Origin of the sequence: Paenibacillus chartarius (assembly GCF_042432825.1) — a bacterium.
Taxonomy (GTDB): Bacteria; Bacillota; Bacilli; order Paenibacillales; family NBRC-103111; genus Gordoniibacillus; species Gordoniibacillus chartarius.
In genome coordinates, this window is sequence record NZ_JBHLWN010000012.1 from 59,930 (window position 1) to 73,019 (window position 13,090).

At 47.4% G+C, this 13,090-nt stretch carries 9 protein-coding genes; 8 read left to right on the top strand and 1 reads right to left on the bottom strand.

Annotated features, from left to right (window positions below; translation table 11 throughout):
- Positions 1–77: 77 nt before the first annotated feature.
- The gene (locus ACFFK0_RS01715) at positions 78–938 is read left to right on the top strand and encodes an AAC(3) family N-acetyltransferase (protein ID WP_377468020.1); all 861 of its coding nucleotides are present in this window, start codon (positions 78–80) and stop codon (positions 936–938) included.
- Between the two features lie 2 nt (positions 939–940).
- On the top strand, positions 941–1,684 hold the full coding sequence (locus ACFFK0_RS01720; protein ID WP_377468091.1) for a metallophosphoesterase family protein: 744 nt from the start codon (positions 941–943) through the stop codon (positions 1,682–1,684).
- On the opposite strand, the gene dat is transcribed toward ACFFK0_RS01720, so the two are convergent.
- Positions 1,681–2,529 carry a D-amino-acid transaminase gene (gene dat, locus ACFFK0_RS01725; protein ID WP_377468022.1) on the bottom strand — a complete coding sequence of 283 codons (849 nt, stop codon included), beginning with the start codon at positions 2,527–2,529 and terminating at the stop codon, positions 1,681–1,683. The genes ACFFK0_RS01720 and dat overlap by 4 nt on opposite strands.
- Before the next feature lie 378 nt (positions 2,530–2,907).
- On the opposite strand from dat, the gene ACFFK0_RS01730 reads away from it, so the two are divergent.
- From ACFFK0_RS01730 to ACFFK0_RS01755, 6 genes are all read left to right on the top strand, one after another.
- On the top strand, positions 2,908–5,523 hold the full coding sequence (locus ACFFK0_RS01730) for an adenosylcobalamin-dependent ribonucleoside-diphosphate reductase (protein WP_377468024.1): 2,616 nt from the start codon (positions 2,908–2,910) through the stop codon (positions 5,521–5,523).
- Between the two features lie 195 nt (positions 5,524–5,718).
- Positions 5,719–6,912, top strand: a complete 1,194-nt coding sequence (locus ACFFK0_RS01735; RefSeq protein WP_377468026.1) for a tyrosine-type recombinase/integrase — start codon at positions 5,719–5,721, stop codon at positions 6,910–6,912.
- Positions 6,899–8,422, top strand: a complete 1,524-nt coding sequence (locus ACFFK0_RS01740; RefSeq protein WP_377468028.1) for a tyrosine-type recombinase/integrase — start codon at positions 6,899–6,901, stop codon at positions 8,420–8,422. Before ACFFK0_RS01735 ends, ACFFK0_RS01740 begins: the two co-directional genes overlap by 14 nt.
- A complete protein-coding gene (locus ACFFK0_RS01745; RefSeq protein WP_377468030.1) occupies positions 8,419–11,145 on the top strand; it encodes a hypothetical protein in 2,727 nt (908 codons plus the stop codon). The genes ACFFK0_RS01740 and ACFFK0_RS01745 overlap by 4 nt, the downstream gene beginning before the upstream one ends.
- A gap of 4 nt (positions 11,146–11,149) precedes the next feature.
- Positions 11,150–11,638, top strand: coding sequence for a hypothetical protein (locus tag ACFFK0_RS01750; protein WP_155615551.1), 489 nt, complete (start codon positions 11,150–11,152; stop codon positions 11,636–11,638).
- Between the two features lie 766 nt (positions 11,639–12,404).
- A complete protein-coding gene (locus ACFFK0_RS01755) occupies positions 12,405–13,076 on the top strand; it encodes a recombinase family protein (protein WP_377468032.1) in 672 nt (223 codons plus the stop codon).
- The last annotated feature ends 14 nt before the right edge of the window (positions 13,077–13,090 follow it).

Genomic DNA, 13,090 nt, shown 5'->3' on the forward strand with positions numbered 1-13,090 from the left:
CGACGCTTCCCGCCCGAACCCCGGCATGCATCCATCTGAGCGAAGGGGATATTACCAATAAGGAAGGAGTGCTGCTCATGCCGCTGGAACGCGAACGCCAAGTTATCGAAGCAACACAGGGGCTCCCCGCCACCGCCCAGTCGCTGGCAAACGATCTGCGAGACCTCGGCGTCGAGCCGGGCATGCCGCTGATCGTGCACTCGTCGCTCAGCTCGCTCGGCTGGGTCGTCGGCGGAGCGCAGGCTGTCGTTATGGCGCTGGCCCAGGCCGTCGGCGAAGAAGGCACGCTGCTCATGCCGACCCAGACCGGAGGCTTATCGGAGCCCTCCGTATGGCAGAATCCGCCGGTCCCCGAGGCTTGGTGGCCGATCATCCGCGAGCATATGCCCGCGTTCGATCCCGGCTTAACGCCTACGCGCGGCATGGGAGCGATCGTGGAGACGTTTCGGACTTGGCCAGGCACGCTGCGGAGCGCCCATCCCCAGCTCTCCTTCGCCGCACGCGGGAAGCTGGCCGGCGCGCTGCTCGCCGGACAGACGCTGAACGACGGATTGGGCGAACGCTCTCCGCTCGCCCGGCTGTACGACCATGACGGCTGGGTGCTGCTGCTCGGTGTCGGACATGACAATAACACCTCGATTCATTTGGCCGAATACCGGGCGCATTACCCGGGCAAAGAGCAGCGGGAATATGCGGCGCCGGTTATGATCGACGGGCGGCGCGAATGGACGACGTACTTGGACATTCAATTCGTGACGGACGATTTTCCCGCTATCGGGGACGCGTTCGCACAAGCGACGGGGCTCGTCGCGCACGGGAAAGTAGGTCAAGCGCAGGCGCTGCTCATGCCGCAGCGGGAGCTGGTCGATTACGCGGTTATGTGGATGGGGCTGCATCGCGGCATCCATACGGATCTTATGGGGGAGGGGACGGAATGACGCTGCATCGTATTGCAGTCATCTCCGATATTCACGGTAATATGACGGCGGCCAGTGCCGTCTTGGACGACATCGGGACACGCGGTATCGAAGACATTATTTGCCTGGGCGATCTTGTCGGCAAAGGTCCCCATTCTCCGGAGGCGGTCGACCTGATGCGCGAGAAGTGCCGGCTGATCGTGCGGGGAAATTGGGACGATTTCATATCGAATCCGACGGAAGACCCGACCTTACGCTGGCATCAAATGCGTCTCGGCGAAGAACGGCTCCGCTACTTGAAAATGCTGCCGCTCTCCGTCGACCTTCGGCTCAGCGGACGTCTGATCCGGCTGTACCACGCCTCGGCGAAGAGCATCTACCACCGCGTTCAGCCATGGGAGCCGATCGAGGAGCGGATGGCGATGTTTGCCAATACCGAGCTGACGGGCACGGCGGACGATCAGGCCGCAGAGCCGGATGTCGTCGGGTACGGGGACGTGCACAATGCGTTCGTCCAGCATTTGAACGGGCGCGTCCTGTTCAATACCGGCTCCGTCGGCAACCCGCTCGATGTGACGCAAGCCGCTTACGCCATACTGGAGGGCGACCGGGCAAGCACCGGCTTGAAGCCGTTCTCCATCCAGCTGGTCCGGGTGCCTTACGACATCGAGCAGGCGGTTCGGGATGCCGAGGAGCTTGGCATGCCGTCGCTCGACGCCTATGCCAAAGAGCTCCGCACGGCCAAATATCGGGGTCTCAAGTCTTAACGGCGGCGGAGTGCCGCGATCTCTTCCTCGAAAGCTTGCTGAAGCTTGCGGGTCACCGGTCCGGGCTGGCCGTTTCCTACGGGGCGGCCGTCAACGCCGACAATCGGCATGACCTCGATGGTCGTTCCGGTGCCGAACAGCTCGTCTGCGGATGCAAGCTCCTCCAGCGTAAACGCTTCTTCCCTGACCGGCACCTCCAGCCGCTTTGCCAGCCGCAGGACGACGGCGCGGGTAATCCCGTGCAGGATCAGGTGGTTCGCCGGATGTGTGCGCACGATGCCGTCCTTGACCATCATCACGTTCGAAGCCGAACACTCCGTCACGGTGCCGCTCCGGTGCCAGATCGCATCGTCCGCCCCGCGTTCGACCGCTTCCTGTTTGGCCAGCACGTTCGGCAGCAAATTGAGCGTCTTCAGATCGCAGCGAAGCCAGCGAATATCGTCGAGCGTAACTGCCGATATGCCTCGGCTCATGGCTTCGCTGGGACGGGCCAGCTCCTTGCAGTATGCCATCAGATTCGGCTCCGCACCGGCAGGGAACGGGTGGGCCCTCGGCGCTTCGCCGCGCGTGATCTGCAGGTAAATCGTGCCGTCCCTAACCCCTTCGCGATCCAGCAGCTCCTCGAGCCGACGTTGAATAGACGCCGTATCGTACGGGAGCGTCAGCTTCGTGCCCTCCGCCGTACGGATGAGCCGCTCGAAATGAGCCTCAGGTTCGAATATACGGCCGTCATATACGCGAAACACCTCATAAATTCCGTCACCGAATACATAGCCCCGATCATCCGGCGACACACGCACGTCGGAACGTAAAACAAGCTCATGATGCCAAATCATCCATTTCATCCATGCTTCCTCCTATTTCCATAGACAAATGTACCTAAAGTTTAGCAAGTCATGATCGACCCGTCAAAACAGTGTCCAAAGTCTATGGGTCCATGGTCGTGTTCGCATCGTAATAGATTAATGTATGCCATAGTTCGACAGTCCTTATGCCCGTATTTTCGCGAAAATTGTAAAACTTTCTCAGATACTTAGCTTCGAAAAAGAGAGCTTGAGGCCGAAATGAAGAGATATTCGTCTCGTAAGGCGTCCTAATGGTGGATTTTCCACCCTCATCCACTCGAAACACAACATCTAGTGAGGTATAATGAATTTCGCACACTATATCTAGTGTGAATCGCAGTAATTTGTTGCTATCATTGTCGTAGGAGGCGTTGCGGTTTGGAGACGACGCAAGCGAAGCAGGGCAAGCGTTTGGAAGGATTAAGCGAGAAAATTTTCTTGGATCGGTACGCATTGAAGAATGCCGATACAACGCAAACGAAGGTAGGCGACGTTGTACTCGCGCTGACGAAGGATGACCCGAAATTTCCGGCGAAGGAAGTCGGAGAGGTCATCGCGCGTAACGGCCGTAACGTAACCGTACAATTGCGCAGCGGCGACAAGGTCGAGACGACGGTCGAGAAGCTGACGCTCAATATAGAGAAGACTCCGGAAGAAATGTGGGACCGTCTGGCCAAAGCGATGGCGTCGGTTGAGGCGACTCCGGAGAAGCAGCAGGAATGGACTGAGAAATTCCGCTACATATTGGACGACTGGAAGCTCGTTCCGGGCGGCCGGATCGCGGCGGGCGCCGATGCGAGCGACGAGCTGACGCTGTTTAATTGCTACGTCATTCCGTCGCCGCACGACAGCCGCGGCGGCATTATGGCGACGCTGAGCGAAATGACGGAGATTATGTCCCGCGGCGGCGGCGTCGGTATTAACTTGTCTTCGCTCCGCCCTCGCCGTTCGCTCGTGAAGGGCGTTAACGGTTCGTCGAGCGGCGCCGTCTCCTGGGGCGGACTGTTCAGCTACACGACCGGCTTGATCGAGCAGGGCGGCTCGCGCCGCGGCGCGCTGATGCTTATGATCAACGACTGGCATCCGGATGTCGTGGACTTCATTACCGTCAAGCAGACGATGGGCCAAATTACGAACGCGAACCTGTCGGTTTGCGTCTCCAACGGCTTCATGAAGGCCGTGAAGGAAGACCTCGATTGGGAGCTTGTCTTCCCGGACACGCAGGACCCTGAGTATAACGACGTGTGGAACGGCGACCTCGACGCATGGAAGAAGCTCGGCAAGAAGGTCATCTCGTACCGCACCGTCAAGGCTCGCGACATTTGGCATACGATTATCGAATCCGCGTGGAAATCGGCGGAGCCGGGCGTCGTCTTCATGGAATACTATAACCAGATGTCCAACAGCTGGTACTTCAACCCGATCATCTGTACGAATCCGTGCGGCGAGCAAGGCTTGCCGGCGTGGGGCGTCTGCAACCTGTCCGCCGTCAATCTGTCGAAGTTCTACGACGCCGAGAAGCATGACGTGGCGTGGGATGAGCTGGCGAAGACCGTCCGCTACTCGACGCGCTTCCTCGACAATGTCATTGACAAGACGCCGTATCATTTTGACGAGAACCGTGAAAATCAGCAGGGCGAGCGCCGCGTCGGCCTCGGTACGATGGGCCTTGCCGAGCTCATGATCAAGCTCGAAATCCGCTACGGCTCGCCGGAGTCGCTGGAGTTCCTCGATAAGCTGTACGGCTTCATGGCGAAAGAAGCGTACCTTGCGTCCGCCGAAATCGCCGGGGAGAAAGGCTCGTTCAAGCATTTCCAAGCCGACAAGTTCTTCCAGAGCGGATTCATGAAAAATATGCTCAGCGTGTATCCGGAAGTCGGCGCAGCGATCAAGAAGCACGGCATGCGCAACGTTACCGTCATCACGCAGGCGCCGACCGGCTCCACGGGAACGATGGTCGGTACGTCGACGGGGATTGAGCCGTATTTTGCCTTCGAATATTATCGCCAAAGCCGTCTCGGCTTCGACAAGCAGTATGTTCCGATCGCCCAGGAATGGAAGGACGCGCATCCGAATGAAGAGCTGCCTTCTTACTTCGTAACGGCAATGGATCTGTCCGCGGAAGATCACATCCGTGCGCAAGCGGCGATTCAGCGCTGGGTCGACAGCTCGATCTCGAAGACAGCGAACTGCCCGTCCGACTTTACCGTCGAAGAGACGAAGCGGCTGTACGAGCTCGCGTTCGACCTCGGCTGCAAAGGCGTAACGATCTACCGCGACGGCAGCCGCGACGTTCAAGTTCTGAGCACCGATAAGAAGGAAGAGCCGAAGGCGGAAGCTGCCGCACCTGCTGCTGAAGCTCCTGCGGATACAGCGGCACTTACCGGAATCGCATCGGCGCTGGCCGTCAACATCGACGCTAAGACCGAGCAGGATTTCGATAAGGAATATAAGCGTCGCCCGCAAATTTTGCGCGGAGCTACGTATAAATACAACACTCCGCTGGGCGTTGCCTATATCACAATCAATGATCTGAACGGCTCCCCGAGCGAGCTGTTTATGAACGTAGGCAAAGCCGGCTCCGACGTCTTCGCGATGTCCGAAGCGCTCGGCCGCGTCATCTCGCTGTTCCTGCGCTACGGCGACCACGGCAATAAGGTAAAGCTGCTGGTTAAACACCTGAAGGGTATCGGCGGCTCCGGCGCGATCGGCTTTGGCCCGAACCGCGTCGAATCGATCGCCGACGCCGTCGCCAAGGCGCTCGAGACGCACGAGGAGTACCGCCAGGCTACATCCGGCGCCGAGCCGTTCATCACCGCTACACAAGAGGTGATCGAGGTTCCGGCCGCACCACCTAGTGCTCCGGCACCTAGCTACAGCAGCAAAGCTGCGATGGTCACTTCCCTTGATCTGTGCCCAGGCTGCGGCTCCGCCTCGCTGGTGAACAGCGAAGGCTGCAAGAACTGCTCCAACTGCGGATATAGCCGTTGTTAGACCGGGTATGAATAATAAATGTGATTAAAGATGTCAATTTCCTTGATATGATAACACTAAGGCTATATACACATGTATATAGCCTTAGTGTTATTTTATGGTGCAGAAAAATGATGGGGGAAAAGGTAGGGAATTGTTGATAAATGTAGAATTATCTATATATACATGTATATATTAGAGAGGGAATCAAGCTAGATGAATGGGATAAAGAATGATTGGATGCTCTTAGAGAATGATCAGTATGTACTAGGCATCTTTAATGGACCATTACCAATGTTCTACCCAAATAAGTGGTTGGTGGAAATAAATATGGCTTCCAGTTCCCCAGAAACAGCAAGAACATATTCGAGGAATTTATTGAAGTTCTTTCAATTTCTTCATATCTACGAAATTGACCTTTATGATATTACTCGTGAAACTCTTATGAGGTTCAATAGTGCATTGAAGAAACGAAGTACAGAAACGGATAGTCTGTTCATTAAGGAAAAAGTTACAGATTACACAAGATATCAGATTTTTAGAACTACGCTTCAATTTGTGGAATGGTTTATTTCCTCGCCTGATGATGAACCTTTACTTCAAGATAGTAGAAGAGGGCGAAGTAAGAGACAGGGGATTCTGGGGGGGATTACACTCGCTGAATTGACAACGGTGAGAGAGAAACTAATTAGGAGACATAAAAATAGATTGCCGAAGAATATTTCGGATACGACCGTAACAAATATTTGGAATTGGCTTTATGAAAAGTATAAGAATCAGCCAGATATTCTTTCTAGAAATAATGCAATAATAGGACTATTGCTTGAAACGGGCGTGAGAGTGGGGGAGTTAGTATCCATCAAGCTTGATCAAGTAGACCTTCATGAAAGAAAAATAACAATAAAAGTAGATATGGAAGAGTACGAGAGGGTTAGTATATCAAAATCTAGAGGAGGTCTTCAAAAATCAGGCGAAAGAGTAATTGTGATATCTAAAGATTTAGCTAATTTGCTAAATGAGTACATTCTCTTATATCGTCCTACTGCAGCAATTAAATTAGGGAACCAATATTTATTCTGTATCCATCGAAACGGGCAGAATCCAATTGGTTCGCGTATTACGCGCAATACGATTGATCATCTAATGAACTTAATGAATAAATCCCCTTCGGAAGGTGGTATAGCTGGTATGGAAAAACTGCATGCGCATATGTTCCGGCATACGTCAGCTACCAATCTTTTAAAGTATGGAGCGGATATTCGAACAGCACAAGAGCAGCTTGGACATAGTGATATTAATACTACAAAAGAGTATACCCATCTAGTTCCGTCAGCCAGGAGAGAAGCGTTAGACAAAGCTAAAGTTGGTAGAATGATAAAAGCAGGGCGTTCAAATAATGAAAAAGACTAGAAAACAAAAAATAACATGTGTTAAAGGTTATGTTGTAGAGACAGATGATCTTACTTGGGTATTCCATATACCTTCTAATTCACGTGGAAGTGCAGGAGAAGTGAGCAAGCAATTTATTTATTGGACTGACTTTCCCACAACCCAGCGATCAAAAATTATGGGGATGGCTCAGTTGATGATGGAAGAGAAGGGTGCAGATAATGCACTAGTCTTTGTATATGGTGTTAGATGGGTGTACAGATATCTTGCAGAGGGAGGTCGGCAGGATTTCGATTTCAATAAACTTACTGAAACTGAGTGGGGGGGATTTGCGAAATGGCTCGAGGAGCAGAATGCGAATATTAGTGGAAAATTAAAACTTACAACAAGAAGGGGATATTTTGTACACATAAAAAGTGCAATTAAAACGGCAGCCTTCTTAGACAAATTTGGTGTTACATATGAAGATCTTGAGACAATTGAGGCCGCAATGAGAAGGCGATTTCGTGATGCGAATTTGTTAGCTATGTACCGAGCCAGTAAGAGAGCTTTGAATGAAGATGAAACATTAAATCTGTTAGAAATGATTAATGAAGAATGGAATGCGTGGAGAGAATTCAAAGCAACAGGGAAAATACCGCTTGAGGGTATGCCGGATCTTTTAGCCATTGCGGCTACTATTCTTTGTTTTGAAGAAACCGTAAGACCGGAAGAATTAAATGTCATGGAAGTCAAACATATTCGAATTGGCGAAGCAGTTGAGATTTTACTTTGTGCCCCAAATAAAGCAGAAGGTTATATAGAGGTAAGTAAAGAAACAGCTCCCATTCTTAAAGAACTGATTGAATATGGAAGTGAAGCTAGGCGAACGCATGGAACGGAAAGGCTTTTTATTGATGATGAAAACGTCTTGGGTTCTAATCAATTAAATAAACGATTGAGGAAACTTTTGGAGAAATATTGGAGTAAATACCCCGTTGATCGTCCGGGTATCCGACTTTCCGATGGAAGGAAGACATTGGGTGCTTACCTTGCATCAACTACTAATGATGAGGAAGTAGTGCGATTAATTCTTAGACATGCTGATGTAGGTACAACTAAAATATATTACGTGCGGCAAGGAAAAGCCCAGCTTTCACGAAACATTCGAAACGCTTTAAAGGAATATGCTTTACGATTTTCCAGAGCGTATAATCCTGCGGTGGTAGATCCGATAGCTGATAGTCCCCCAGAAATAGCTGAAGTGCTAAAAAGAAATCCAGACCACACTAATATCTACGGAGCATGTACTGAGGACAAAGAGGTTGAAGGTGACTGTGAGAAGGGCATACATTGCGGAGATTGCCCCCTATTAATTCCGATGGTCTCAAAACTTAAAAATTTCGAAATAGAAAGAGATCTGTACTTATCAAAAGTGGCAACTGCTGAAAATGATCGAGATATCGAGCACTTATTAGCACACGCAGGGATGCTAGAGGGACATATTCTTAATATCAAACGAAAGATGAAACTAGCGGGGGTTATTGCTTGATACTGAAAATAGTACCACTGGACTTATTCAAACAGGGTAATATTGAACCGTTCCCCGGAGCAGGCTTTACGTATGAGGATGATATATGGAAATTGCACAATTGGAATACTGTCGCTGCAACTCCTGGCGAAAGTCTTCTAAGCTTCGAGTCAATAGTTTACTGGCTCAAACCAATTGCAAAAGCATATATGTCATACGGGTGGTTAGCTCAAGACTTAAGCATCGGTTGGATGCAGGGACAGCTGACTTCATTGAGAAAATTATCGGAGTACTTCATATGTAATTACCCACAACTAAAACAGCTGATAAATTTAGATCAAAGAGTTGCAGAAGGCTTCGCAGATTATCTTAATGAAAGATATCCAAACCAGACTGCTTATTTAACTGCAAGACATATAGGCAATTTTGGAAAATGGATTAGAAAACAATACAAGTTGCCAATTACATTTAGGCCAGATCACATCGTCAAATTAAAGCGTGAAAAAGATCTTCTTGAGGACAAGACGCAAGTTATTCCGATTGACGTCATAGATCAATTTTTCAAGGCTATAGGAACCTATCACCAAGAGCTCTGGGAAAAGTGGAAAAACGCGCCTCCTAGTAAACGAACAAGAATTACTGAATTACTGTATTTACAAGTTCTAAAAATACTTCTCTGCACACCTCTTCGAATATCACAAGTTTTGTTGTTAGATCGCGATCCATTACGTGACTCAACAAATAATGAAGAACCGGGGGTATGGATCAAATACATAGAGAGTAAATCGCATCAAGGCGAGCAAGAAAAATATGTTCCTTTAGAAATGGCAGATATAGTTCGGGAAGCCATTGAGGCTGCACAAACTGTAACTGAAGAATTTTATCGCAGGAGTGGCAAAAATCATCTATTCCTTACAGATTCAAAAGCAGCAGCATTAGAGGAAGGAATTCGGAATATATCCTCTAAAGCTTTCAGAGCATGGCTTAATGGACGGGAAAGTGAAGAAGGGGAAGTCGTTAGGGAGGGATTTATACATAGGTTCAATATTAAATACGAAGGAGAATATTACTATTTGAGACCTCACCAGACTCGGCACACCTTGGCATCATTCGTATATAGGGGGGGCGGTGGATTCGGAGATGTTACAAACTACTTGAACCACAGGAATCTCAAAGTCCTAAATAAGCAAACCGGTGTATATGTTCACGGGGAAGAAAGGCATCTCATTGAACTTGATAATGCCCTTGCTGAAGGAAAGTTATTAGGCATTTCAAAGCCGCTATTAGAAAATCGATCAGTATTTGTTGGCGGGATGGCGGATATAGATCAAGCGCATATAAAATCTATGGGAATGTATGTACAGCCAACAAGATATGGATTTTGTACTAGGCCGATGCACAAAGGGCCATGTCCAAATCCAAGAAAATGTCTTCATAACAGAGAAGTTACTGCTCCTGAACCATGCACTAGCGCGTTAATTACACCTCGTGCGATAGAGGCAATTAACGATGATACCAAGTTTCTAGAAGAACAAACAAAGCTATGGCAAAGTGAGGCTCCGGGGAGTAGGGGGCTAAAAAATGTATTGCTTATGAAGGACTATTATGACGGTATTGCAAATGTATTATTTGGAAAGAGTACACCAGAACAAGAATTTGGAAAAGATATTTATAGAACTGACGCCGAAATTGAAGTTAGGACAAAGAAGCGCAAAAATAAATCAAAGGATTCCACGGGCATACCGCCTTCAGCAAAAGGAAAACAATTCAAAGATAAAGTTACTTCAAAAGTTTATGAAATATATAATAACATGAGAGCAAACAATGACCATATTAACCTGGATGAATTTCTGGATAGAGCCCACATTTCAAAAAGAAATTTGAGAATATCGTTCCCTGAGATTTATAAGGCTCTCGCTCTTTATAAAGAAAAACAAGTTGCTTTAGAAAAGAAGGAAAAAGTGAATCAAGCCTATCAAGAATTAGCTATTGCTAAGGAACAACATGTAGAACTCCAGATAACTGTTTTGGCACAAAGATTAAATGTTCATAGGAATGATTTCTATACCATTTTTCCAAAAGATTTGGTTGAAGAATTAGCCACATGGAATGAATCTGTACGCAATATTAAAAAGAATAATGATCAGAGAATCTTAAGAGAACAGAAAGAGCGAAATTTGAAAGAACGGGAACTGGCAAAGCAACAAAGAAACCAAGAAATACTCGAACGAATCGAGAAAGAGCTTCTATACATAGAAAATAGCGGTAAGTTCGTGGCTGTTGAAGATTTTTGCAAAATCATTAAAATTGGCCTAACCCTATTCAATACTACGTTTAAAGATTCTAAGAAACGTTTGGATGACTTAAATAGGACTAACTCGAAAAGAGTCGAGAGAATAAAAGCAATGGAAGAGATGTTGTTAACGAAATGGAATGAAATCACTTCATCGAACGAACCAGTAACTGTTGTTGAGTTCGCAAATTTTTGCAACGTTTCAAGGGATATATTTTATAAAGACAGTTCGAGAGCTTTTTTTCATTGGGTTGAAAAAATTGAGTCTTATAATATAGACATTATAGAAAGCAAAAAGAAAATAATAATACAAGAGTTTAATCAGATGGTCAAGGATCGTGTACCGATATCTGTCTATCAATTATCGAAAAGAAGCGGAATTTCTAGACATTTCATATATCGGCATTGTACCGAACTATTGGATGAAGTTATTAAAACAAGCGAGGATTAAACACATGCCGAAAAGAATAATTTCAGGCAAAGATACAAGGCAAAGAATTGAGCAAGAATGGGAGAATATCACAAGTCTCAAAAACCGGAAGATAACAATAACGAGCTTTTGTAAGACTGTTAATATAACAACGACATCACTGTATCACAATTATCCTGATTGGGCTGAGAAGCTTCGTTTATGGATTGATGAAGGGCGAACAACACCAAGTAAACAAACACATATGACGAAAAAGAGGCTCTCTGATAGTGATGGGATTCAATTAATTGAAAAACTTAGGAAGGAATTATCTAATACTCAGAAACAACTCACTGAAGCAACAAATCAAAGAGATCATTACAAAAAGCGAGCAAAGGATTATGAAGATATAAAAACCGAAAATGATAAACTCCGAGCAATACTTCAAGGATTGTATGGAGTTTTAATAAGAGAACTTGGCCAGAAAAAAGCACAGGAAATTTTAACGAAATTTGAACGAAACTTTACAAAATAATAAAGTAATTATTATTCCGAATTACGGTCCTCTGCTGACTTTACGTTTAACGATGATTAGAATGTACGGGAACTCAAAATCGAGAGGAGTCAGCTTATTATTTCCCAGACGACAAACCGACGCATGATGTATAAACATTACGCACAAGGCGTTATTTCGGAGTTGCAGCGATTGGCTATCCTGATCAACAAGCGAAGGTTGTTTTTTTTCGCCACTATAGAGACATGAAGCGTATTTTTGGTCTTGAGCCGAATGTAAGCGAATTTGCAAAGATGGTCGATGAATTTGAACGAGCATCAAAACGCAAATATATTCCGGAAGATCCTGATCAAATTTTTGTCGGACATCTTCGTGATCAGGATAGAAAGAATATCAGTAGACATGAGTGAACCTAATAAAGGTCAAGATACTATCGGTAAACTGTGATTGCTTGAACAGGCTATTCACGTGGTCAAAAGCTTTAGAGCATGAAGGTGGTTGGAAAGTCACCGTTGACTAGACACAATTTAAAAGTATCAAAAAGGTGCTTTCATCTTAACATATGCCTTTCAGGGAACTCACTTACCTGTTCACTAATGCTGTTGAGTGAGAAACAGCCAAGGTTAGTAACGTGCACAAGACTGAGGATATGTGTCCCTTAAAGCATGCTTTTTGATACATATTTTTTTGCTCTGTTTATACGTATCAAAATGTATTAAAATCACTTTAGGAACGTTTCGTTTCAATCAACTACATTTTGAGACGCAATTAGGGGAGAGTGGGGGACTTGAAGCTGGCTTATGGACGGGTATCGGCAAAAGACCAAAATCCGGAACGGCAGCTCGTAAAGTTCCGGGAGCTGGGCGTTGATGAAAGATACATATTTGTCGACAAGCAGAGCGGTAAGGATTTTGAGCGGCCGCGCTATCAGGCAATGCGTCTGATGATTAGAGAGGGCGACCTGGTTTACCTAGATGCGCTGGATCGGCTGGGCCGAGATTACGACGGCATAATTGCCGAATGGAAAGCCATTACGCGAGAGATCGGCGCAGATATCATATGTCTGGATAACGAAACACTGTTCGATTCCCGAAAGTTCAAACAAATGGGTGATTTCGGCAAAGTCATGGAGGACCAGTTTTTAAGCCTGCTGGCATATGTGGCCGAGCAGGAACGGAAAAAGAACCGGCAGCGGCAGGCGGAAGGAATCGAAGTTGCCCGAGCGGATGGCGTAACGTTCGGGAGGCCAAGGCAGGAGATTGACGATAAGTTTATCCGGACGTACCGGGAATGGAAAGCAGGACATATCACGGCAACCGAGGCTATGCGAAGTATCGGTATGAAAAAACCGACGTTTTACCGGCGGGTGAGGGAGTATGAGGGAGCAAATGGACAGAACAAGCAATCGCCCGTTGCTTCAAAAGACGATGCAGAGAATGGGAATCAGGGGATGGCTTGAAGCCATCCCCTGGT

Coding starts and splice junctions, on each gene's coding strand:
- ACFFK0_RS01715 (WP_377468020.1), top strand. CDS start 78: ATGCCGCTGGAACGCGAACGCCAAGTTATCGAAGCAACACAGGGGCTC.
- ACFFK0_RS01750 (WP_155615551.1), top strand. CDS start 11,150: ATGCCGAAAAGAATAATTTCAGGCAAAGATACAAGGCAAAGAATTGAG.
- ACFFK0_RS01740 (WP_377468028.1), top strand. CDS start 6,899: ATGAAAAAGACTAGAAAACAAAAAATAACATGTGTTAAAGGTTATGTT.
- dat (WP_377468022.1), bottom strand. CDS start 2,529: ATGAAATGGATGATTTGGCATCATGAGCTTGTTTTACGTTCCGACGTG.
- ACFFK0_RS01735 (WP_377468026.1), top strand. CDS start 5,719: ATGAATGGGATAAAGAATGATTGGATGCTCTTAGAGAATGATCAGTAT.